Origin of the sequence: uncultured Campylobacter sp. (assembly GCF_938039205.1) — a bacterium.
GTDB lineage: Bacteria > Campylobacterota > Campylobacteria > Campylobacterales > Campylobacteraceae > Campylobacter_A.
The window spans coordinates 1-23,586 of the sequence record NZ_CALHVM010000069.1; the positions used below are offsets into that span (position 1 = coordinate 1).

Annotated in this window: 21 protein-coding genes and 2 pseudogenes; 2 read left to right on the forward strand and 21 right to left on the reverse strand. The window is 44.8% G+C overall.

Annotated features, from left to right (window positions below; all coding sequences use genetic code 11):
• Positions 1-162: 162 nt before the first annotated feature.
• The 9 genes from Q0394_RS11810 to Q0394_RS11850 form a co-directional block, all read right to left on the reverse strand.
• The gene (locus Q0394_RS11810; RefSeq protein WP_298947892.1) at positions 163-1,083 is read right to left on the reverse strand and encodes an NrtA/SsuA/CpmA family ABC transporter substrate-binding protein; all 921 of its coding nucleotides are present in this window, start codon (positions 1,081-1,083) and stop codon (positions 163-165) included.
• Between the two features lie 81 nt (positions 1,084-1,164).
• Positions 1,165-1,857, reverse strand: a complete 693-nt coding sequence (locus Q0394_RS11815; RefSeq protein WP_298947894.1) for an ABC transporter ATP-binding protein — start codon at positions 1,855-1,857, stop codon at positions 1,165-1,167.
• Positions 1,854-2,603 (reverse strand): ABC transporter permease, encoded by a 750-nt coding sequence (locus tag Q0394_RS11820; RefSeq protein ID WP_298947895.1) that lies wholly within the window; start codon positions 2,601-2,603, stop codon positions 1,854-1,856. The genes Q0394_RS11815 and Q0394_RS11820 overlap by 4 nt, the downstream gene beginning before the upstream one ends.
• Positions 2,600-2,899 carry a hypothetical protein gene (locus tag Q0394_RS11825; RefSeq protein ID WP_298947897.1) on the reverse strand — a complete coding sequence of 100 codons (300 nt, stop codon included), beginning with the start codon at positions 2,897-2,899 and terminating at the stop codon, positions 2,600-2,602. The genes Q0394_RS11820 and Q0394_RS11825 overlap by 4 nt, the downstream gene beginning before the upstream one ends.
• 6 nt (positions 2,900-2,905) lie before the next feature.
• The gene (locus Q0394_RS11830) at positions 2,906-3,211 is read right to left on the reverse strand and encodes a hypothetical protein (protein ID WP_298947899.1); all 306 of its coding nucleotides are present in this window, start codon (positions 3,209-3,211) and stop codon (positions 2,906-2,908) included.
• Between the two features lie 247 nt (positions 3,212-3,458).
• Positions 3,459-7,439: a DNA polymerase III subunit alpha gene (gene dnaE / locus Q0394_RS11835; RefSeq protein WP_298947901.1), complete on the reverse strand. Its 3,981-nt coding sequence runs from the start codon at positions 7,437-7,439 to the stop codon at positions 3,459-3,461.
• A 402-nt stretch (positions 7,440-7,841) separates the two neighbouring features.
• Positions 7,842-8,981, reverse strand: a complete 1,140-nt coding sequence (locus Q0394_RS11840; RefSeq protein WP_298947903.1) for a glutamate--tRNA ligase family protein — start codon at positions 8,979-8,981, stop codon at positions 7,842-7,844.
• Positions 8,982-9,051: 70 nt separating this feature from the next.
• Positions 9,052-9,297 carry an RNA-binding protein gene (locus Q0394_RS11845; RefSeq protein WP_298947904.1) on the reverse strand — a complete coding sequence of 82 codons (246 nt, stop codon included), beginning with the start codon at positions 9,295-9,297 and terminating at the stop codon, positions 9,052-9,054.
• A gap of 375 nt (positions 9,298-9,672) precedes the next feature.
• Positions 9,673-10,221 carry a DJ-1 family glyoxalase III gene (locus Q0394_RS11850; protein ID WP_298792778.1) on the reverse strand — a complete coding sequence of 183 codons (549 nt, stop codon included), beginning with the start codon at positions 10,219-10,221 and terminating at the stop codon, positions 9,673-9,675.
• Positions 10,222-10,310: 89 nt separating this feature from the next.
• Between Q0394_RS11850 and Q0394_RS11855 the strand changes: the two genes are divergently transcribed.
• Positions 10,311-10,562, forward strand: coding sequence for a SelT/SelW/SelH family (seleno)protein (locus Q0394_RS11855; protein WP_298947906.1), 252 nt, complete (start codon positions 10,311-10,313; stop codon positions 10,560-10,562).
• Positions 10,563-10,577: 15 nt separating this feature from the next.
• Here the strand turns inward: Q0394_RS11855 and Q0394_RS11860 are convergent.
• The 10 genes and pseudogenes from Q0394_RS11860 to pheS all read right to left on the reverse strand — a co-directional run bounded on the left by Q0394_RS11860 (position 10,578) and on the right by pheS (position 21,448).
• Positions 10,578-11,204, reverse strand: a pseudogene (locus Q0394_RS11860) (DUF4304 domain-containing protein).
• Between the two features lie 18 nt (positions 11,205-11,222).
• Positions 11,223-11,789, reverse strand: coding sequence for an elongation factor P (efp, locus tag Q0394_RS11865; protein WP_298947908.1), 567 nt, complete (start codon positions 11,787-11,789; stop codon positions 11,223-11,225).
• 110 nt (positions 11,790-11,899) lie between these two features.
• Positions 11,900-12,121: a hypothetical protein gene (locus Q0394_RS11870; RefSeq protein ID WP_039895184.1), complete on the reverse strand. Its 222-nt coding sequence runs from the start codon at positions 12,119-12,121 to the stop codon at positions 11,900-11,902.
• A 43-nt stretch (positions 12,122-12,164) separates the two neighbouring features.
• Complete coding sequence (gene serA, locus Q0394_RS11875; RefSeq protein ID WP_298058128.1) at positions 12,165-13,742, reverse strand: phosphoglycerate dehydrogenase; 1,578 nt, start codon at positions 13,740-13,742, stop codon at positions 12,165-12,167.
• A complete protein-coding gene (locus Q0394_RS11880; RefSeq protein WP_298947909.1) occupies positions 13,739-14,224 on the reverse strand; it encodes a hypothetical protein in 486 nt (161 codons plus the stop codon). The genes serA and Q0394_RS11880 overlap by 4 nt, the downstream gene beginning before the upstream one ends.
• Before the next feature lie 4 nt (positions 14,225-14,228).
• A complete protein-coding gene (locus tag Q0394_RS11885) occupies positions 14,229-15,899 on the reverse strand; it encodes a 30S ribosomal protein S1 (RefSeq protein ID WP_298947911.1) in 1,671 nt (556 codons plus the stop codon).
• Positions 15,900-16,034: 135 nt separating this feature from the next.
• Positions 16,035-16,865, reverse strand: coding sequence for a 4-hydroxy-3-methylbut-2-enyl diphosphate reductase (locus tag Q0394_RS11890; RefSeq protein WP_009493562.1), 831 nt, complete (start codon positions 16,863-16,865; stop codon positions 16,035-16,037).
• Positions 16,855-18,129 (reverse strand): 3-phosphoshikimate 1-carboxyvinyltransferase, encoded by a 1,275-nt coding sequence (aroA, locus tag Q0394_RS11895; RefSeq protein ID WP_298947913.1) that lies wholly within the window; start codon positions 18,127-18,129, stop codon positions 16,855-16,857. Before aroA ends, Q0394_RS11890 begins: the two co-directional genes overlap by 11 nt.
• Positions 18,126-20,459 (reverse strand): phenylalanine--tRNA ligase subunit beta, encoded by a 2,334-nt coding sequence (pheT, locus tag Q0394_RS11900; protein WP_298947915.1) that lies wholly within the window; start codon positions 20,457-20,459, stop codon positions 18,126-18,128. Before pheT ends, aroA begins: the two co-directional genes overlap by 4 nt.
• Positions 20,456-21,448, reverse strand: a complete 993-nt coding sequence (gene pheS / locus Q0394_RS11905) for a phenylalanine--tRNA ligase subunit alpha (RefSeq protein ID WP_298947917.1) — start codon at positions 21,446-21,448, stop codon at positions 20,456-20,458. Before pheS ends, pheT begins: the two co-directional genes overlap by 4 nt.
• Positions 21,449-21,571: 123 nt before the next feature.
• Between pheS and Q0394_RS11910 the strand changes: the two genes are divergently transcribed.
• Positions 21,572-21,925: a histidine triad nucleotide-binding protein gene (locus tag Q0394_RS11910; RefSeq protein ID WP_009493554.1), complete on the forward strand. Its 354-nt coding sequence runs from the start codon at positions 21,572-21,574 to the stop codon at positions 21,923-21,925.
• Positions 21,926-22,054: 129 nt separating this feature from the next.
• Here the strand turns inward: Q0394_RS11910 and Q0394_RS11915 are convergent, their stop codons facing one another.
• Positions 22,055-23,140: a methyl-accepting chemotaxis protein gene (locus Q0394_RS11915; RefSeq protein WP_298947920.1), complete on the reverse strand. Its 1,086-nt coding sequence runs from the start codon at positions 23,138-23,140 to the stop codon at positions 22,055-22,057.
• A 66-nt stretch (positions 23,141-23,206) separates the two neighbouring features.
• A pseudogene (locus tag Q0394_RS11920) lies at positions 23,207-23,586 on the reverse strand (argininosuccinate lyase); the annotation flags it as partial.

Sequence of the window (23,586 nt, forward strand, 5' to 3'; positions counted from 1 at the left end):
CGCGATAGCAAAAAGTATCAACGCGATCAAATTTTTCATTTTATTCCTTAAATTTATTTTCTTAGTGCCCTTGCCAGGCTAATGCCCATTATTATAATTAAAATTTGCAGCTTTTTACAAGGTGCCGAGAATAATTTAAAGGGCAAATTTGCCCTTTAAATTTTAGTTTAGTAGAAGTGATTTTATATCTATTTTTTGCTCGATCATCTTGCTTTCAAGCATAAATTCTTGCGTAGCTTCAAGCGCTTTTATATCTTCAGCCGTGATCTTTGGACTAAAGTCATACTGAGGATACATGCTCTTTACCGCCTCTAGGCTAAGCCCGGTCTCCTGGGCTGTGAGTTTGAGCGCCTCCTCTTCGTTTGCATTTATAAATGCCAAAATTTCATCCTGAGCCTTTTTAAATTTCTCAACGACATCTTTATGCTTTTTATAAAACTCTCCGCTTGTAGCCGTCACTATGACTGGTGTGATGACGCCTTTGCCGGTTGTGACTACATTTAGGCCTGATTTTTGAGCGTTATAAGCAGCAGGTCCCGCAAGAAGCGCCAAATCAACGCTGCCGTTTTCTAGCGCAGCCTGCGCAGCCGGGATGCCCATAGATACGAACTCGACGTCATTTATGCTAAGCCCTCCAAGGGCTAGGTATCTAACCAAAAGCTCGTTTAGGATAGTACCTTTTGGGCCTGCTACTTTCTTGCCTTTTAGATCTTTTGGCGACTTGATATTTTGATCTTTTGAAAATATGACAAAGGCTTCAGGTGCCCTAGAATAGGCGCTTACGATCTTGATATCAGCCTTATTTGCAGCCGCTAGTATGACCGAAGTGCCGCCCACGCAGTTTAAAAACTGAAGCGAATTTGAAGCTAGCGCTTGCGTCTGCTTCGCGCCTGATGTTATGTCAGAGTACTCCACCGGCACGCCAAAAGACTTCGCGTAAAAGCCTTTAAATTTATCGACGATAGATGGGACGTTTAGCGGCGATTTGACGTAGGTCATACCGATCTTGTCTAGGCTCTCACTTGCGTTTGCGACGAGGCAAAGCAAAGAGGCTGCACATAAAACCTTGAAAAACTTTCTCATGTTTGCTCCTTGTGATTTAAATTTTGTGGATTATATAAATTTTTTGCTTCATTTTGGTTTTAATTATCATCTATCTTTATCCTAAATTTCACTCAAAATTTTGCGTTTTATCGCTATTAGCTCGCCACTTAGCAAGTCTCTCGGTCTTGCTAAATTTGATAGATCGTAGTTTGATTTTATACCGCCTTTTTCAAGCAATATAATCTCATCAGCCAAAAATAGCGCCTCGTCGATGTTGTGCGTGACGAAAAGGATGGTTTTGCCGGCTTTTATCTTTAAGATTTCAGCCTGCATGCTAGCTCTCGTAAAGGCATCAAGTGCCGCAAATGGCTCGTCCATGAGGATCAAATTTGCCTCATATGCAAGCACTCTCGCAAGCGAAACGCGCGAGCTCATGCCCCCAGAGAGCTGCGAAACGGCGGCAAATTTAAAGTCGCTAAGTCCTATCATGGAGATCAGGCTATCTATCTTTGCTGGCTCGATCTCATGTTTTTTAAGCGGAAAAACGATATTTTCATAGACGTTTAGAAACGGCATGAGGCGGGCTTCCTGAAAGACAAAGCCGATCTTTGCTTGCTCTTTAAATTTTATCTCACCAAGGCTTACGCTTTCAAGACCGGTGATGAGGCGTAAAAGCGTCGTTTTGCCGCATCCGCTTCTACCAAGTATGACGGTGATTTTGTCTTTTTTTATGTTTAAATTTAGCTCTCTTAAAACGTCGATACGCTTCTCGCCGATATAAAAATGCTTGGATAAATTTGAAATTTCTATCATTTTTCACCTCGCAAAAGGCTAAATTTAGCTATCAAAAGTAAAAAGAACCTATCTATGAGCACGCCGCAAACGCCGATAGTAAAAATGCCTACAAATATCCTATCCGCACGTGAAAGCTCCTCAGCGTCAAGTATGAGGTAGCCTAATCCGCTTGAGGCCGCTATCATCTCCGCTCCGATGATTGCGCGCATAGCGTAGCCAAAGCCTATGCGCATACCGACAAAGATATCTTTTAGCGCACTTTTAAAAATGATCTTGTAAAAAATCTCAAATTTACTAAAACCAAAAATTTTTCCAACCTCGATGAGCTTTATATCACAGCTCGTTAGCCCCTTTTGGATACTTAGAAACATCGGGAAAAACGAGGCTAGGATGATGATAATAATCTTTGGCGTTTCGTTTATGCCAAACCAAAGCACCAAGATCGCAATCAAACTAAGCGGCGGGATGTTTCTAAAAAACTCCAGTATCCACTCGTAATAAACGCCGATCTTTGGCAAAAGCGCTGCAATACCGCCAAGCACAAGTGCCAGGGCAAAGGAGAGCGCGTAGCCTGCAAATATACGCTTAAAGCTGATGACCATGTGCGTGACGAGCTCGCCGCTTTGTATCATGGCTAACATCGTCTTAAAGGTCGTCGCTGGACTTGGCAAGATATATGGTGTGAAAATTTCTAGCTCGCAGACGACCTGCCAGATGGCAAAGATCACCAAAACTAAAATGCTCTTTTTAAAGATTTCCTTCACAGCCCATCTCCGTTGTGACAGCCGTTTTCGCAGTATAAAAGCTCTATGATCCGGTAGTTTTTAAGCTCGCTAAATTTATATGAAAGAGCGTTTTGTATCTTTTCTTTGTTGCCAAGGCTTAGAGTTTTTACCCCTAAATTTGAAAAAAATCCCGGCGGTACCGGGCTTGCTTCGAGCTTTTTTGTCTCTAAATTTATCCCATTTTGCTCTTTGAAGCTTTTCCAGGTTAAAAATGTGGTTCGCTCCAAATTTAGCTCCCTGCCAAGCTCGGACAAGTCCTCACAGGGCGTCGTCACGTAAAGTCACTCGTCCTCTTTTAGCCTTGAGCTAAGCTCCATGGCGCTTTCTATTAAAATAGGGTTTAAATTTGAGATGAGAGCGGCCTGCTCTTTGAAATTTGCCCTGATGAAATTTGCAGCCCTAGGACAGCGACTATCAAAGATGAGTTTCTTTTGCGCGAGGCTATTTTTGTATGCGTTTTTGACGCTATTAACGTGGTCTTTTTCGCACTCTACTACGCTAAAACCTTTGTCTTGCAAGCTCTTTTTAAGCGCCGCAAAGTCGTAGATACTTTTTACAACAGGATTTAGCCAAACCAGTTTTTTCATGAGAGCTCCCGTCAAATTTAAAAGCTATAATTTAATAATTGAAATCAGAATTGTATCATTTGAAAGTAAAAAATGGCTTTGGAAGCTAAATTTGTAAGAAAACGGCTGGACTTTTACGTCCAGATTTTTCTTTTCTGCGGTTTTATCTATGGGTTTTAGTATATTTACGCCGCTTTTTCAAGCTTCATTAGCTTTTTTTGGATAGGCAAATTTCTCAACTTTAAATTCAAAAGACAAGCCGTCAAATTTAAACGGCTTGCCTTAAACCTAACGCCCTCTCCTCAAACCCGTCCCCCACGATAAACTCCGTCGTATAAACCAGAGCGCGGCCCTCCTGCGCGTCTTTGATACGGATGATCAGGCGTTTGTTGTTTTTATCGGCTGCGGCGCGGTGTTCGCCGATGGCGGCGCGGTAAATTTGCGTGATGAGATCCTTGCCCGTTTCGTCCAAATTTAGTTCTAACACGAGATCCTCGAGCTCTCTTTTTGCCCTACTTTCGCTAGCGGCCGAGCCGTTTTGGTAGCTGCCGCCGCTACTTTCATTGCGCTGTTTAAAGCTTCTGCTTTGGAAATTCATATCGCGCGCGTCCTCTAGACTCACGACGTCGATGAGGTTTATGCGAGCGCCCTGATCGTCGCGGCTGTAGCGCACCTTAAAGGCTAGCGGAGCGTCCTTTTGCTCGTCGCTTAGGCTCTCGATGAGCCCTTTTTCGGAGTCGAACGCCGCAACCTTAAACGTGCTAAAAAGGTCCATGATGCTTAGCATCATAAACTCTTTGCCGCTCTTTTTGCTCGTGATGCTGGCGACCTCTCTAATCTTGCCGACGACTAGGATCTCGCTCGTTTTATCTATCTTGCCAAAATCCTTGCTAGGCGTGTGTTTTATCTGTTCGATTTGCTCTTTGTATTTTTCGAGCGGATGCGAAAAATCCATGCCCACAGCCTCGTCAAGAGTCAAAATTTTATCCAAATTTATGCGCATGAACTGCCCGTCTTTGGAGTAGCGAACCTTAAACGCATGCGGCAAATCGCGCTCGTCCGCACTCATCGACTCGACCGCGCCAAGGCCTCTGTCAAAGACCGCGATCTCGACCGTACCGTGAAAATCGAGCATCTCGATCGTGCCCATTTTTTTGCCGTTTTTCTTGCTGATCCTAGTCGTGAGATCCTCGATCTTGCCGACTAACAGCATCTCCCCGTTTTCGGGTAGCTCGTCAAATTTATCGCTTAGCGTGTAATTTATCTTTGAAATTTGCTCGCGGTACTCGTCTAGCGGGTGGCCGGAGAGGTAGATACCAACGCTTTCTAGCTCAAATTTGAGCTTGGTTTTTAGCTCCAGCTCAGAGTCGTCGCGCACGAGACTAGTTTTAACCGTCGCCATACTCTCGTCGTCGCCAAAGAGGCTCTCGGCCGCGTTTTTCTTGATAGTCGCGGCGTTTTTGCACGCCTCTACGATGTTATCTAGGTTGTTTAGCATCATCTTGCGCGTTAGGCCAAAGCTATCAAACGAGCCCGATTTTATCAGGCTTTCAAAGACTTTTTTATTTACCTTAAAGTTATCCACGCGCGAGACAAAGTCATCGATATCCTTAAACTCGCCCTTGGCCTGCTCCTCTAAGATATTTTCTATCGCCGCGCCTCCGACGCCCTTTATCGCGCCCAGACCGTAAATGATGGCGTCTTTGCCGCCTTCGCTAACGACTGAGAATTCTTTGGCGGATTTATTGACCGATGGCGGCAGGATAGCGATATCTAGGCGCTTACACTCGTCGATGTAGCGCGAAATTTTATCGGCGTTGGTCTCCTCGCTCGTGATGAGAGCCGCCATAAATTCGGCCGGATAGTAGGTCTTTAGATATGCCGTCTGAAAGGTCACGTAGGTGTAGGCCGCGGCGTGGGATTTGTTAAATCCGTACGAAGCGAAGTGCAAAATAAGCTCAAACAGCTCGTCGGCCTTTTTGCCGTCTAGCCCCTGTGCCTCGGCGCCTTCGATAAATTTACCCTTTAGTCTATCCATCTCCTCTTTTATCTTTTTACCCATCGCGCGGCGTACGAGATCCGCACCTCCTAGCGAAAAGCCGCCGATAGTCTGCACGATCTGCATAACTTGCTCTTGATATACGATGACGCCGTATGTAGGCTCTAGTATGGGCTGAAGCTCTGGGAATATATACGTGATAGGCTCCAGGCCGTGCTTGCGCTTGATGAAATCTGGTATTAGATCCATCGGACCCGGGCGATAAAGCGAGATCATCGCGATGATATCCTCGAAGCAGTCGGGGCGCATATCGGCTCCGACTTTTTGCATGCCTTCGCTCTCTATCTGAAACAGTCCCAGCGTCTGGCCGCTGCTGATCGTCTCGTAGGTTTTGGGGTCGTTTTTATTGACCTGCTCCCAGATTATCTCTTTGCCAAATCTCTTTTTTACGAGCTTGACGGCGTTATCTATCACGGTTAGAGTCTTTAGCCCCAGAAAGTCGAATTTGATTAAGTCCACGTCCTCTAGGTACTTTAGGCTATACTGCGTGACGAAGTGATCCTCCTCGGCGTTTGGCTGACGAAAAAGCGGAGTTTTGTTCCACAGCTCCTCGTTTGAGATGACCACGCCTGCGGCATGCATGCCTGCGTTTCGGTTTAGACCCTCTAGATCAAGGGCAAATTTCCAGATTCTATTTGCATTTGAGTTGGTCGCTATCAGCTCGCCGATCTTTGGCTCTTTTTCAAAGGCCTGTTCTAGCGTGATACCAAGCTCGTCCGGGATGAGCTTTGCCATCGCGTCGGCCTCTGCATACGGCATATCGCATACGCGCGCAACGTCGCGGATGACGCCTTTTGCCAGTAGCTTACCGAAGGTAATAACTTGCGCGACGTTAAATTTGCCGTATTTTTCGATGACGTAGTCGATGATCTCGCCGCGGCGGTTTTGACAAAAGTCCACGTCTATATCGGGCATGCTCACGCGCTCCGGGTTCAAAAAACGCTCGAAAAGTAGGTTATAGGGCAGCGGATCAAGGTCTGTTATTTTTAAGCTATAGGCTACTAGGCTTCCCGCCGCAGAGCCGCGTCCAGGACCTACCGGCACGCCGCGCTTTTTAGCTTCGTTGATAAAGTCCCAAACGATCATCATGTAGCCCGGGAAGTTCATCTTGTTTATGATATCTATCTCGCGTTGCAGACGGGTGCGGTACTCCTCGTGGCGCTCTGCGGGGACAAATTTAAGCCTATCCTCCAGCCCCTGCCTGCACTCGTGCTCAAACAGCACGCTGTCGTTTGGTATGCTGTAGCGTTTATCAGGCTCTGGCAAGCTCAAATTTCGCTCGGCGGCGTACTCGAGCGTAAATTTAAAATTCGGCGGCGTCGCGTCGCCTAGTTTGATAGAGAGGTCGCATTTATCAACGATTTCCTGCGTGTTTGTAACGGCTTCGGGGATATCGGCGAAAAGCTCGCTCATCTGCGCAGGCGTCTTGACGTAAAACTCATGCACGCTGTGGCGCAGGCGGTTTGGATCGTCTAGCAGTTTGTTCATCGCGATACACATGAAAACCTCGTGCGCGTCGGCGCGTTGCTTAAACGTATAGTGCGTGTCGTTAGTCGCGATGACCTTGATATTTAGCTCTTTTGCCAGGCGCAAGATCTCATCGTCGATCCTGCGCTGATCGCCGATACCGTGGCGCATGATCTCGAGGTAAAAATCATCGCCAAAGACCTCCTTGTACCACAGCGCGGCTTCTTTCGCCGCCTCGTATCCGCCTGCGCCGAAACGCAAATTTCGTTCGCTTTGGTTGAGGTTCCAGTTCACCTCGCCTTGCAGACACGCCGAGGAGCAGATGATACCCTCGCTGTGCTCTTTTAGTATCTTTTTGTTGATACGCGGATAATAATAAAACCCCTCGATATAGCTCATGGAGCTAAGATACATCAGATTTTTGTATCCGATTTCGTTTTTGGCGATGAGACAGAGGTGAAAGCGCTGTTTGGTGCTTTTGTCGCCTAGTTCCTCGCCGTTGTGAATGTAGGCTTCGATACCGATGAGCGGCTTTATGCCTTCATTTTTCATCGTTTTATAAAAGTCTATCGCGCCAAACATATTGCCGTGGTCGGTGATGGCTGCGGCTTTGACGCCTTGTCTTTTTAGCGTTTTGGCTAGCTCTTTGATGCGGTTGGCTCCGTCAAGTAGCGAATACTCCGTGTGCAGGTGCAGGTGCGTAAAATCTGTAAAATCACTCATTTTTTCGTCCTTTTTAATGCTTTTGATTTTACAAAAACTTTGCTTTTAGGCGGATAAATCGGTCTCGTTTAAATTTAGCTAGGCTCGGAAAGTAGGCTGTTTAGGCGGGTTTTTGGTAAAATTTGAGCTCAAATTTGACGACTGCGGTGCGGGCAGCTTGATTTCAATTTACGGCTCCGAATTTAGCTTAAATTTGAGCGGTAAATTTGACGCAACCTTGTAGCCTCACGGACGTAAGTTTTTGCGTCTAAATTTAAACTTTGCAATGATAACCCGTCCAAAATTTAAGGCGCCGTCGTTGTCTCAATCGAGCCTCAAACTCCCATAAATAAAATTTGGATAAGCCGGTAAAAATTTACCGCGCTTTTTTAAATTTAAAAAATCCAAGTAGCGCGTTTAAATTTATCTGCTAAATTTTTCTTTAAACATCTCAAGCAAATTTGACAGAGTGTCGCATTTTGATGCGTTGAGCCCTAGCTTAAAAGCGACAAATTTATAGTGGATTTTGGCACCGTCCGCTACGCTAACCGCCGGTGCGCTCGAGCTTTTGGATAGCTTTTTGCCCTCACGCGCTAGCAGGCCGTGATGGATGAAATTTGCATTTTCAAAATCGTAGCCCAGCATCTGCGCCATGTACTTTTGCGCCGCCGAGCACGCGAGCAAATCCTCGCCTCGCACGAGCAAATTTACACCCAAAATCTCGTCATCCACGAGGCTAGCGAGATTATAAGCGGGCGTATCGTCTTTTTTCCAAACGACGAAATCGCCCAAAATTTGCGCCAAATTTACGCTTTGAGCTTGCGCGAATTTTTCCGTTTCAAACGTCGCTTCGTCCGTTAAATTTAAGTCGCCCAAATTTGCTAAATTTAAAAACCTTTCGCCCGAATTTCCAACGGTGTTAAGGTTAAATTTTTCGTCGCCAGGTTTCTCTCCGCCCGAGTCGCCCAAATTTTCCGATTTTGTTAAACCGCTTGCTACGCCATTTTGCGTTGCTTGCTCACTACTGCAAAAGCCGCTCGTTTGATTTACTAGGCCGTCCGTGTCACTGCACAAAGCATCAAAATTTATCAAATTTTGCCAAACGCAAATTTCCGCCTCGTCAGGGACGCGAAGCCGCATAGCCGTTTCGTCTTTTTTAAATTTAAGATTTTTATCAGCGCAAACACGCGCGTAAATGCCGTTTTTAAACGAGTTTTTCATCGAGTGCGAGCACTCGCAAGCATAGCAAACGCCCTTTTGCTCGAGAGTTTTTAGCGCGTTTTTATAGGCTCCAAGGCGAAATTTGGAGCTAAAATTGGCTTCAAATTCCCCCACCCCGCCGGGACCGCCGTCAAAATCAATGCCCAGCATATCAAGCACGCGAAAGATATTTTCCACATATTGCCTGCGGTAGCGCGGCAGGTCGTAGTCGTCGATCCTTAAGTACAAAATCCCGCCAAACGCGCGAGTAAAAAGATAGGTCAGCAAGAAGTTATAAGCATTGCCTGCGTGCAAAAAGCCGCTTGGAGTCGGAGCGATACGAGAAGTGATTTTTTGGTTCATTTGGAGTGAAATTTGACTAAAAAGCTTAAATTTGAAAATTAGTTAAAAGCCGTCAGATTTGACGGCCGGATTATTCTTTAGGTTTAGATTCGTTTACTCTTAGAGCTCTGCCGCCTACTTCCTTATTGTTTAGCGCTTCGATCGCTTTTAGTGCGTCTGAGTCGTTTTCTATCTCGACGAATCCGAATCCTTTTGAGCGATTCGTGTCGCGATCTTTGACGATTTTCGCGCGTTTTACTTCGCCAAACGGCGCAAATGTATCCTTAAGCTCTGCCTCAGTCATGCGATATGACAAGTTACCGACGTAAATATTCACAGTAACGTTTCCTTAAATCAAATTCCCGATAAAATCGGTTAATAGATGATACCTGAATTTAAATAAAAAAGCTAGATAAAAATTGATATTTTTATAATTTTTTGTAAATTTAAACCTCGGCTAGCTTTTTTAGAAATTTATTTTTTATTCGAAGGTTTGGGGTTGCGTAAAATTTGAAGTAAATTTAAGTCAGGTTTGATGCAAAGCATCGGCCAATCGGCGCAAATAAATTTTATAATTAAGCTAAAAACGCGATTTTGTCGGCAAATTACAATCGCAAATTTGACACTTTCGTGTTTTACTCAAAAATTTAACCAGCCGCACCTTTATTTAAACAAAGGTGCAGTGTCTATCAAAATTTAAGCCCGCAAATCGTTATTTGACAAATAAAAGTCCGTTTTTCACTTCATTATAAACTTGCTCGCCGTTTAAAATTTTAACCAGCTCCAAAGCAAACTCCATCGCGGTGGCAGGGCCTTTTGAGGTGACGATATTTCCGCTTTGCACGACGTTTTTATCGCTCACGTACGTTCCGCCCTCGACGCTAGCCTCGCAGCTAGGATAGCATGTATACTCGCCCTTCATGATTTCCGCCACTCCAAGAGCTATCGGCGCGGCGCAAATGGCGGCGACGAATTTGCCTTTTTTAGCAAACTTTTTGATCGTCTCTCTCATTTTTAGGTTACCGGATATATTCGTGACACCAGTATACCCGCCCGGCAAAACCAGCATATCGTAGTCAACCTCCTCAAGGTCATAAAGAGTCATATCACAGACTAATTTCACTCCGTGTGCGCCCGTGATAGGTAGCTTATCAAGCCCGACTACATGGGCCTCCACGCCGCCTCGTCTAAGTACGTCCACGATACTAACGCCCTCTATCTCCTCAAACCCGTCGGCAAAAATCACGGCAACTTTTTTCATAATTTTCTCCTTAAATTTTTTGATAATTATACTGCTATTTGTTAAATTTACGCTATAATCGGCGTACTTTAAATTCGAAAGGAAGGAACATGGAAGTAAAGATTACATATTGCAATTCTTGAAACTATAGACCGGTAGCTTCTCGTGTAGAAGATGAATTTTTAAGTCAAATCCCAGGCGCTAATATTAGCAAAATCGTCGGTAGCGGCGGAAACTTCATAGTTGAAGTAGATGGAAAGATAGTATTTTCCAAAAAAGATCTCATCGGTACGGACGTAAACGCCCTACCAAACCACGAAGAGATCGTTGCTTTGGTCGATAGCGTTAAAAAATCAGCCTAAAGTCTAAGCCGAGGCTTAGGCTTTGGCTTTTATTTCTTCAAATTTTATCTCATCTTTTTTGTATTTTTTAAGCAAACCATTTATGCGCCGCTCAAAAATTTTCCATCTAGCTTCATTTCCATATTTTTCAAACAAATTTAACGCTTGGCTGGTCAAAATTTCTTGTTCATTCTTTATGAGTAAATATTCAAAAAGCTGATCAATCACCGCTAGACCGTTTCGCTCCAGCATCAAATCAATCAAATTTCGTTCGGTTTTTATCTCATCAAAAAATCTAAACACCGCCATTAGGTCACTTGTTAATTTTCACAAAGCGCTACCGTGTTGCTATTTTCGTTGATTTCATAGTAAGCTGCTTTAGAGTCTATGATAGATGAGATTCTATCCCTAAAATGACACTCGTATTCTTTTGGCTTTAAGACGGTTTCTTTGCCGGCTGCGGCGTCTATAAACACACCGTAAATGCCGCAGTTTACGTAAAATCTAGTTTCGAATGCGGTATTACCGCTACTTTTTTTGAAAATTTACGACGTATATAAATTCGGGAGTATTTTTGTAGAAATTTAGCCCGTTTTTGGTAAAGCCGTTATCTTTAAACAGCGGCTTTACTTGGGATATGAGCTCGTCAAATTTTGCTTTCATCAAATTTGACGATTGCGATTATTTATTTGCGCGCTCGATGTACTCGCCGCGGACGGTATCTACGCGGATAACCTCGCCTTCAAGCACGTGAAAAGGTATCTGAACGACCGCGCCGCTTTCTAGCGTAGCAGGCTTTTTACCGCCCTGGGTGTCGCCTTTGAAATTCGGCGGAGTTTCGACGATCTTTAGCTCGACGACTTGCGGTACTTCTACACCGATAGCCTTACCGTTGTGAAATAAAATCTCAACCATCATGCCGTCGATCATCCATTTTTTGACATCTCCCACGTCCTCGTCGCTGATCGCCACTTGCTCGTAGCTCGCGGTATCCATAAACTGACAGAACTCGCCGTCGTCGTAAAGATACTGCATCTCTTTTTCTTCCAAATTCGGCTGATCGCATTTGTCGCCCGCATGGAACGTCTTTTCAAGCACTTTGCCGTCGATGAAAGATTTGATTTTCGCGCGAACGAAAGCTGCGCCCTTGCCCGGTTTTACGTGCTGATACTCGACGACTTTATACGGGACGCCGTCTAGCTCGATCTTTAGTCCTTTTTTTAGGTCGCCCATCGAATAGGTTGCCATTTTTTCTCCTTGTAGTTTTAAAGGCTGATTATATCAAAAAAGTTTTTAGTTTAGTTTAAGAAGCGGCGAGAGGGCAAATTTGACCGCGCTCGCCGAAGTAAAACTCAAATTTAAGGCTTAAATTTAAACTCGCCTTTTTCCTTGCTTTGTTCAGACTGCGAGTGGATTTCCCTTTTCATCTGTTCGCTTACACTAGGATCGTCTTTTTGTATCTTTTGAAATTTCTTTTTTTCGGTCAAAATTTTCTCAAAATTTTTCGTAGTTTGCTTTTGCACTTCGCTCTCGCAACCCGCAAGCAAAAACAAAATCGGAATCAAAAGTAAAAATTTCATACTCAAACCCTCCTTAAATTTAAGCCCCAATTCGGGATTAAATTTAGACAACTGCGTACTTTGCCCATACGCAAACGTCTAGATCGTTTAACTTAGCCAGCGTCTCTTTAGTTATCTTTTCATCCACAAGCACGACCGCAAGCGCCATACCGTGATCGTCGCGTCCTAGGCGGAAGTCGGCGATATTGATCTTTTCTTCGGCGAGGATAGATGAAATTTTAGCGATAACGCCCGGAACGTCGTTGTTTTTAAAGATAATCATCTTGCCTTTAGGCTTAAAGTCTGTTTTAAAGCCATTTATCGTCACGATGCGCTGCTGATTTTCGCCAAATACGGTTCCGCCGATCGTCACGACGTCGTTTTCGGTCGTGATGCGAACGGTGATTTTATTTTTGAAAATACTATTGCCGCCGACGGTGCTCTCTGTCGTTATGCCTTTTTCGTCGCACAAAAATTTAGCGTTTACGTAGTTTATCGTATCGCCCAAGCTCTCTTTTAAAGCGCCCACGATCGCAAATGTAAGCATGGAGTTTGCATACTCACTAATAGGGCCGTGCGTCTCGATGCGGATAGCTTTGATAGCTTTTTTGTTGATCTGCGCGGCGAGGAAGGCCATCTTGCTCGTAAGCTCGATATAAGGCTCCACAAAAGGCGGTAGATCTTCCGTTTTTATCGGCAAATTTAGCGCACTAGGATAGCTGATGCCGCGAGCCGCAGAGATAGCCTGTTCGGCTGCTGCGATAGCGATGTTGGCTTGAGACTCTAGCGTATTTGCGCCAAGGTGCGGTGTGACGCTGACGTTATTTAACTCAAGTAGCGGATGATCCGTCGCCGGCTCCTTCTCAAATACGTCGATACCCGCAAACGCTATCTTGCCGCTTTTTAGGCCGTTATATAGCGCCTCTTCGTTATAAAGGCCGCCGCGAGCGCAGTTGATGAGGCGCACGCCGTCCTTCATTTTTGCGATCTCCGCTTCGCCGATCATGTTTACGGTTTCTTTATTTTTAGGAGTGTGTATGGTGATGAAATCGCACGCAAGGATATCGTCGAAATTTCGCGTATAAACGCCGCCCATATCGGTTACTTTCGACGGATCGATATACGGATCGTAAGCAACGATTTGCATACCGAAAGCCGCAGCCCTAACCGCTACGCGAGAGCCGATGTTACCAAAGCCGATGACGCCTAGAGTCTTGTTAAAAAGCTCGACACCGTACCATTTTTCGCGCTTCCAAATTCGGTCGATTTTTAGATCGTTGTGAGCGTACGGAAACGAGCGAGCGGCAGCTAACATATGAGCCATCGTTAGCTCTACCGCGGCGATTGTATTTGCCGTAGGGACGTTCATCGCGATTATGCCGCGTTTTGAGCAGCCGTCGATATCTACGTTATCAACGCCCACGCCCGCGCGCACGAGAGCCTTTAGATTTTTGGCCGCATTTAAAAACGCCTCGCCGACTTCGGTCGAGCTTCGCGTGATGGCCACGTCAGCCTCGCCTAAGATATCCAAAAGCTTATCTTTGGGCACGTTTACTGCGTCGATTACTTTTATATCCTCTTCGCGATTTAAAATTTCAAAGCCGACTTTATGTATTGCGTCGCACACTATTATCGTTTTCATAGCTTGATCTCCTTGAAAGTTGAGCGTATATCGTACGCTTTAAGTTCGTTTATAACGCGGTCTAAAACGCTGCCGTCTTGCGTGTTTATGTAAATTAAATTTTGTGAATTTTCTTTTACTACACTAAAATCTACGGGTATGTTTTTTAATGTTTGAGTAAGGCAGAACATCGAGTATATATCGTTTTTATCGATCACTAACTGATAGGCCGTTTTTAGGACTGTTTTTGACTCGTCTTTAAATTCTATAAATATCTCATTGCTTGCCAAAGCATATTTTTTAGGAGCCAAATTTGCCATTTCGCCGACCCAAGAAGTAGGGCCAGTAGTCAAATTTTGCTCCTTGTTATTTTGTGATACTTTTAGCTCCGCAGGCGCAGGCTCTTTTAAATTGACATCCGCGTACTTATACAGCAAAACGCCGCATACACAGACGAAAATCAGCAAAAAAGCAATCGCGCCCCAGAACAAATATCGCTTCATTTACTTATGATAGCTGTTCTTTAATAATATCGCCCAAAGTAACCTTATCGTCGCTATTTATCTCGTTTAGCACCTCGCGCTCTTTTTGTCTTGCAAGGCGCCTTACGCTTAGGCGGATTCTATTTTTCTTCTCGTCAATAAAAGCTATCGCAGCTTCGATATTATCGTTTATGTTTAGGCTTTCAGCGCTTACGCTACCTAGGTCTTCTTTGCGGATGAGCGCATCGACATTATCGCCGAGCTCTACAAATACGCCGAAATCTTTAATATCGCGAATTTTACCAGTCACGATGTCGCCTACGTTAAATTTCTTTGCATAGGCTTGTACCGGGCTTTGTTTTAGATCCTTTTGACTAAGAGAAATTTTTTGCTCGTTAGAGTCGATTTTGATGATTTTTACCTCAACCTCGTCGCCCACTTTAAACAAATCTTTGCACTTGTCGTTTCTATCCCATGAAGCATCCTCATTATGGAGCAAGCCCTCAACTGCGCCAATCCTAACAAATGCTCCAAAGTTAGTCACACTAGTAACTACGCCTTTAGTGACGTCCCCTTCTTTAAATTGGGCTTTAAATTCGTCAAACGGTTTTTTGAGTAGGTTTTTCAGACTCACTCTTAGGCGGCGATCTTTTGCGTCTATCTCGATAACCTCGACGTCAAGCTCCTCGCCTTCACTAATGTGATCTTTTGGATTTTTGATATTTTTATCCCATGAAATTTCAGAAATGTGCAAAAAGCCCTCTATGTCGTTGCCAAGATCCACAAATGCACCATAAGGCTCAATGTTGCTGACTGTTACTTTTATAGTGTCACCCACATCTAGTCCATCTTTTATCTCATCCCAAGGATCTGGAGTTGCAGCCTTGATAGATAGAGAAAGGTGTTTTTTCTCGTTATCGTATTTGATAACTTTTACTAAAACCTTATCACCTTCTTTGTAGATAGAGCCCGGATTTACCGGTCCTTTATAGCTTATCTCACTGTAGTGCACGAGTCCATCCACTCCACCTACGTCTACAAACATACCGTAAGTAGTGATTTTCTTAACCACACCCTCTATCACATCCGTATTTTCAGCGACTGCAGATATCGCTTCTCTTTTTTTCTTTCTATCTTCGTCAAGCAGTTTTTTTCTTGATACGATAATGCTTTGCTCGTCTTTGTCTATTTTTATGACTTTTACTTTAAACGACTTTCCTACTACCGCGTTTGCGTCTTTAAAGCCGCCTTGCGAGCGAGGCAAGAAAAACTCGATACCCTCACTGTTTTGAGCAACAAAACCGCCTTTATTTTTACCGATTATTTTTACGTCAAATACGTCTTGATTTTCTTCGTTATATGAGTCTATGTAAGCTTTTACTTTTTCTTTTCTAAGCGCTTTTTTGTGAGAAACGATAGGTTTACCGCCTCTTGAGCCGGTTATTACGACCTTTATAGTATCGCCCGTTTTAAATTTAAGCTCTCCGTTTTCATCTTGGATCTCGGAAATATTTAAAATTCCCTCTGATTTTTTACCGACGTTTACAAAAACCTCGTCGCCTTTAATATCGACGATTATTCCGTCGCTATCCTCTTCAGTCTTTTTAAAAGACTCCTCTAACATCGAGGCAAAATCGTCGTCTTCGATACCGTCGTTTGCCTTACTAAGCTGAACTTTTTTGTTCACCGCAGCCATCTTGTTCCTTTTGTATATATTTTGCTTTTAACACAATTAGACTCAATTTTACTTAATATTAACTTATTTGTAGATTAACTTGTGAAATTTCAGGGCTAAATTTGAAATTTTGTTTAAAAAGGTAATGAGTATTTATTAAATTTGAAAGCTCTCCAGCTTATCAATCACTTTTTGGATAATCCAATCAGGCGTAGAGGCTCCAGCGCTCACTCCGCAGAGATTTTTCCCTTCAAACCATGTACGCTCGAGTTCTAACTCATTTTCCACGAGATAGCTATCCTCGCAGGCGGTTTTTGAGATGAGATAAAGCTGCTTTGTATTTGAGCTGTTTTTTCCGCCGACTACAACCATCACGTCGGCTCTAACGGCTAAGTTTTTAACAGCTTCTTGGTTTTCAAAAGTAGCATTACAAATCGTATTAAAAACGCGTACTTCTTTTACGCGCAGCATCAAATAATTTACGATTTGCATAAATTTTTCTACCTTACGCGTAGTTTGACTAATGACGGCTACTTTTTGAGCCAGTTTTACGCTCTCTAGCTCACTCTCCTCTAGCACGACGAAAACCTTACCGACGGCGTATGATTTTACGCCCTTTATCTCGGGGTGTTTTTCATCGCCGAATATCACGATATCGTAGCCTTCTTTGCTCATTTTCTCGCAAATTTGCTGCGGTTTGGTCACAAATGGGCATGTAGCATCAATCACCTTTATGTCGCTTTTTTTTAGCTCGGCTAGGTCGCCTTTTGTGATGCCGTGCGTGCGGATGATCGCTTTTTTTTCGCCGTCGATTTCGTTTATGCCCTCAAGTGTTTTGACGTTAAAGTTTTTATTTAGGCGGTTTATCTCGTCGTTGTTATGGATGATGGGTCCGATAGTTACGGCGTCCTTAGCGTTTTCGGCGATTTTTATGGCGCGCTTGACGCCAAAGCAAAAGCCATAACTGCTAGCAAGCTCAATCTTCAACGCTAGCTCCAAGTTGTCTTAAAATCCCGCTAAAATTTGGAAACGAAGTCGCGATAAATTCGCTCTTTTCTATAACCATTCCGCATTTTAGCCCAAGCACCGCAAAGCTCATCGCGATACGGTGATCGCCGTTGCTATCTATAATAGCGCAGTTTGCCTCGCCGCCTTTTACGCTAAAGCCGTCTTCAAATTCTTCGACTTCAAGCCCGCATTTTCGCAGACCTTGCACCATGATTGCGATGCGATCGCTTTCTTTGACGCGAAGCTCTTTTGCGTTTTTAACACTACTTATGCCCTGCGCATTTGCAAAAGCTATGGCAAGCGCCGGCACCTCGTCGATTAGCCACGAGATATTTTTACTCACGTCCACGGCCTTTAACGGCGCGTGCTTTATCTCGATCTCACCGATACTTTCGTATGTGTTCGAGGTCTCTTTAAACGTTACTTGCGCGCCCATTTTGGCTAAAATTTTAAAGGCCTCCACGCGTGTTTTATTTAGTAGCATATTTTTTAGCACGATATGAGAATTTGGGATTATCGCTGCGGCTGCGGCAAAGAAAAACGCCGAGCTAGGATCGTTTGGAACGCAAATTTCAAGCGGTTTTAGTGGCGCATTCATCGGTTCAACCTTGACGCCGCGGGGTAAAATTTGCAAACTTGCACCCATACCTTTTAGCATGCGTTCGGTGTGATCGCGACTAAGCTCAGGTTCGCTAAGCTCGCAGCCGTTTGATTTTAGTCCCGCTAAAATCAGCGCCGATTTTACCTGCGCGGAGGCGATTTTGCTATCAAATTTAAAATATTCCAGCTTCTTGCCGCGGATCGCCAAAGGCGCGTGATCTCCGCCGTTTGCGCCGTCTATCTTAGCGCCGACGCTGATCAGCGGTTTAGCCACGCGCGCCATCGGACGCCGATTTAAAAACTCATCCCCGCTTAGCACGAAAAAGCCCTCGCTAGCAGCCAAAAAGCCCATAAAAAGCCTCATAGCCGTGCCCGAGTTTCCGCACTCTAAAACAACGCTAGGCTCTTTTAAATTTGCGCTCGGAGTTATGATTAGCTCGCCCTCTTTTTCCTCGATATGCGCGCCCAAATTTTTTACGATCTCTAGCGTATTTAGCGTATCCTCAGCCTTTAGATAGTTTTTCACGCGGCTTGGCCTATCGCTTAAAAGCGAAAATATCGCGCATCTATGCGAGATAGATTTATCGGCCGCGATGTTTTCCAGGCTCGCGCTTATCGGCGTTCTTAATGCGTAAACTTTCATCTTAGTCCGATATTTAAATTTTGCTTTAAAGCGTCCAAAATTTTATCCATTATCGCTGCCACTTCCTCGTCTTCAAGCGTTTTTTGTATATCTTGGAAGTTAAATTTAACGCTCAGACTCACGTCGTCTCCGAGCTTATCGTCTGAGTATATATCGACCGGCGCAAATTCTTTTAGACACTCGATTTTTAGCGCGTTTATGCACTCTTTTATCGCTTCAAATTTCATGGATTTAGGCACGATTAGGCTTAGGTCTCTACTGATAGCCGGAAATTTCGAGTATGGCTTGACGACTGCACCGTCAAATTTAAGCTTTTCAAACTCTATCTCGCAAAGATAGGTTCGCGGTAGGTCGCGCGCGGCCTCGACTCGCACGTCCACGCGGCCGATATAACCCACGCAAACGCCATTTTGATAGATTTTAGCTTGTTCAAATTCGCTTAGATATTTTACGTCGTCGCAGACTTTTAGCTCAAATTCGCCGACCGCGTTTCTAACGGCCGTCGCAAAGCCTAAAAAGTCGATATCGGCTGGCTTTGCACCGTTTAGCAGGCTAGGCTCTTTTGTAAGTCCGCTAGCTACGAAGCCAAATCTCTCGCTTTGCTCGCCGCTCTGGCCAAATACACTGCCGAATTCAAAAATTTTGACCGATTTTCGCTGATTTTTTACGTTTCGCTCGGCCGATTTTAGCAAGTGATTTGCAAGCGTCGGTCTTAGAGTGTTTAGCTCGCTATTTATCGGGTTGGCTATCTCGGCCTTGCAAGGCGAAAAACCGAGCGCCGCTAGCTCGCTCGCGTCGTCGAATACATAATGCACGCTCTCGAAAAATCCGGCCGCAGCCGCTTTTTTACGCAAATTTAGCGCGTTTTTGTAGCCTACAAAGGTATCGTTTATGCGGTTTGCTTCGCTAAAATTTAACGGCTTTGAAGCAATGTTGTCGATACCGACCATTCGCACAATCTCCTCGCACACGTCTTGAGAATTTACGATATCGTGGCGAAATAGCGGAACCTTCGCGTTCGCGCCCTCTTTTTCGGCGTTAAAAGTTAGGCTAAATCCAAGCTTTTTAAGTATCCTTACGACGTCGTTTTGAGAGACTTCTTGACCGATCATTTTTTGCATTTCGCTCATCGTAAAGCTCACGACTTTCGGCTCTCGCGTCATTACGCTTTGCTGAGAGCCCGCATAAAGCGCGACCGATTTTAGCGCGGCTAGCTGTTTAAATAAAAAATCGGCTCCAAAACCTACGTTTGGCTCGCTACCTCTTAGCGAGCGGTAAGTCTGCGCTTGGCGCGGCATTTGCTTGTCCTCATAGACCGTGGTTGCGATCACTTGCGGATCGGTGTAGCTAGCCTCCACTATGATTAGTTTGCTGTTTTCGTCAAGCCTCGCCGCGTCCGTCTGATATACGCCGCCCACACCTAAAAGCTCGCCGCCGGCTAAAATTTCAGTTGCTAAATTTGCGCCCTTTTGCAGGTCAAAAACAGCTCGCTCGTCGTCCTTTTTGAGCTTGGCGTAATCATACGCGCTAAAAAGCACGCCGGTTGAGTGTGTAGCGTAGTCTAACAGGCGCTCGATGCGGTTTTGTTTATCGCACTCGATCAGCGCCAAACGGATCTTCATTAGCAAATTTTCGTCGAAATACTCTTTTATCTCAAATGCTCGGTACTGAAAACTGCTTTGTAAATTTTCCTCGGCGTGGATAGCTAAAATACGCCCGATACCGAGCAAATTTTCGCCCTCTTCGTATCTGGCAGCGTCTTTTAGCGGCAGATCAAGCGCCGCCGATAGATCCCTCGCTACGCCATAAACACTCAGGCAGTCGCCGCGGTTTGGCGTTAGCTCGATCTCGATTATATCGTCGTTTAGTAGCGGATATTCGCAAATTTCCTTACCCAGTTTTAGCTCGCCGATACTTTCATCCAGCGGCATTATGCCGTCGTTTGTTTTTACGAGGCCAAGCTCCACGGATGAACAAATCATGCCGTTTGACTCGACTCCACGCAGTTTTGCTCTTTTTATCTCTAGGCCGCTTGGCATAACGGCGCCAGATAGCGCCACCGGCACGAACTGCCCAGCCTCGACGTTTTTCGCACCGCAGACGATTTGTAGCGTCTCGCCGCCTACGTCCACTTGGCAAACGCTTAGTTTCTCGGCGTTTTCGTGTTTTATCTTACTTTTTACGTAGCCTACGACGATATTTTTAGGTACCCTTATCTCTTTAAAGCTATCGACCTCGAGCCCGATCGAATTTAACGTCTTTAGCAGCGTTTCGCTCGTTACGCTCGAGATATCCAGCCATTCGCTTAGCCAATTTCTTGAAATTATCATTTAAACTGCTCCAATAATCTTAAATCTCCCTCGAAAAGCGAGCGCAAATCAGGAATTTGATGAAGCAGCATCGCAAATCTCTCGACTCCAAGCCCAAATGCGTATCCGCTCACGTTTTTGTAGCCGACGGCCTTAAAGACATTGGGATCGACCACGCCGCATCCTAGCACCTCGAGCCAGCCGGTTTGCTTGCATACGCGGCATCCGTCGCCGTGACAGAAAATACAGCTGATATCGACCTCCGCGCTGGGCTCGGTAAACGGGAAAAAGCTAGGGCGAAAGCGCACTTTAACGTCGCCGAACATGTATTTTAAGAAATTTTCAAGCATTGATTTTAAATTTGCAAAGCTCACCGCGCCGCCCTCCTCGACCACGAGGCCTTCTACCTGATGAAACATCGGCGTGTGCGTTAGATCCATATCGCGGCGAAATACCGTTCCTGGCGCTATCATGCGGATCGGAGGCTTTTTGCTCATCATCGTGCGCACCTGCACTGGGCTAGTGTGCGTGCGAAGTAGCCTAAAATCCTTAAAATAAAACGTATCCTGCATATCGCGCGCGGGGTGATATTTAGGTAAATTTAGCGCCTCAAAGTTGTGGAAATCATCTTCTATGAGCGGTCCCGTCTCGAGCGAGAAATTTTGCATCATAAAGTACTCGATGATCTTATCCATCGTAGCCATTACTGGGTGCAGCGCTCCAGCACCGCTTGGTTCGTTAAATAGCGTGATGTCGATGGCTTCGGCCTTCATTTTGGCTTTTATCTCGCCGCTTTCAAGCTCGGTTTTTTTAGCCACCAAAAGCGCCTCAAATTCGTCTCTTAGCTTGTTTAAATTTGCCGCAAATTCCTTCTTGGCCGCTTCGTCCATATCCTTAAGCTTAGCAAACTCCGACGTGATCGCGCCCTTTTTGCCCAGTAGCGCGACGCGAATCTTGTCTAAATCCGCCAAATTCCCGCATTTTGCGATACTTTCTCTATACTCTTGCAAGTTTTTACCTTTACTGAATTTTAGGATAGATTGTAGTCAAAATTTGATAAAATCTGCCTAAAAGGCGGGAAATTTTAACTTTTACTTGTTATAATTAAGCCAAATTTTAACCAGGAGAAAATCATGACGATATTTGAAAAAATCGTAGCAGGCGAAATACCTTGCAACAAAGTGTTGGAAAACGACAAATTCCTAGCCTTTAACGACATAAATCCAAAGGCTCCGATTCATATTTTGATCATCCCGAAAAAACACTTTGAAAATTTCCAGGAGATGGACGGGGCGCTGATGGGCGAGATGACGAAATTTATCCAAGAGGTCGCGGTGCTGATGGGCGTGGATAAGAGCGGATACCGCCTAGTCACAAACTGCGGCGAAAACGGCGGCCAAGAGGTTATGCACCTACATTTTCACCTGCTAGCCGGCGCAAAGCTGGGCTGGGTAGATACCGCGACCGATCCGCAAAGCACGTTTTAAATTTTAAATTTACGCTCGAAATTTGAGCGTAAATTTGATTTAGCGAGCCGTCCGCAAGCACGGCAAACTCGCTAAATCTCCAAAAAGACCGCCGAGTCCTTGCTGGGCTGGGCGGTTTAATTAATAATATTATTTCCTAGCCGCTCTAACCGCGTTCAAAAGCGTCTCAAAGCCGACTTTGCTCGATTTTTCCACGTCTTTTAGGATTTCCACTCCGGCGGCATTGTCTTTACTACTATCTGCAAAAATCTTGATCGCTTTCTCTAGTCCGCTATGGACGTTTTCGTGATCGCGAGAGATATCTTGAACCGTTTTTGCGTCTTTTACGATATTTTTGACTTTTTCATTAAACCACTTACCGAATCTACAACGCCCGGCCTCAGGTATGCTTTCAAATTCGCCGTTTAAAACGGCTCTATAGCCGTTTAGTTTCATATTTATATGATCGATTTTACCGTTACTAACGTTAACTTCGTTAGTTAAATTTAATGTTTGATTTAAGATGTTTTGCGTGTTTTCGTTTACGCTTGCGATAGTGCCCTGAAAATCGCTCAAAACGCGCATCACGTCGCCCGAAATTTTAGAGAAATTCTCGCTCATTCCTATCATCGTATTTGAGCTTTGTTTTAGTCCGTTGATATTTACTTCGACTTCGAGAGTGGCTTTTTGCGTGCGTTCGGCGAGCTTTCGCACCTCATCGGCCACGACGGCAAATCCGCGTCCGTGTTCGCCCGCGCGCGCGGCTTCGATAGCTGCGTTTAGGGCTAGTAAATTCGTCTGATCGGAGATATCCTTGATCAAATTTATAATCTCCACGATCGACATCACGCTGTTATTTAGCGACGAGGCATCGTTTTGTAGGTCGCCGCTCATTTGCTGGACGTTTTCCATCGAACTAACGATAAAGCTCGTCTGTTCGCGCAACTCGCCCGTCTTAGTAAAAGTTAGATTATTTAGCTCGTTTATATTTTCGAGCATTTTTAGGTTTTCTTCCATCGTACCTTGCAAAAAATTTATACCGTCGGCGTAGCTAGCTAGCAGTAGTTTCGTCGCATTTTCGTTACTTTTAGGCGCGTTTTGCTCGCTAATCGCGCTTGATTTTACGGCCTCTAGATCGCTTTGCAGTCTTTGTATCTGCGCTTTTAGACTTTCGTTTTCTTGCTCTAAAGCAGCATTTTTGCTTTCTAGCTCTTTTTTATATCCGTTTCCAAACATCCTTTCCTCCTTAAATTTTCTATAATTATAATTAAATTTTTGCCTTTCTGCGATAAATTTTAAAATTTATTTATCTTTCAGCCACTCGTTTAAAATTTCAATCTGCGCCGCAACGCTCTCATTTGCCGTGCCGCCTTGCGACTTGCGCGCCTGCTTAGAAGCGTTTAGATCAAGAAATTTAACCGCGCCTGTGTCCAAGCTTTCATCCACGCTAGCAAGCTGCTGCGCATTTAGCTCGCTAAGATCCAAGCCCAAATTTTCCGCATACGCCACGGCCTTGCCCGTGATGAAGTGCGCCCGGCGAAACGGCACGTTTTTCTCCCGCACGAGATAGTCGGCTAGATCGGTCGCCGTGAGGTGCCCGCGCTTCGTCATCGCTAGCATATTTTGTTCGTTAAATTTAGCCGTTTTTAGCATCTGTTTTAAAATTTCAAGGCTCGCAAGCG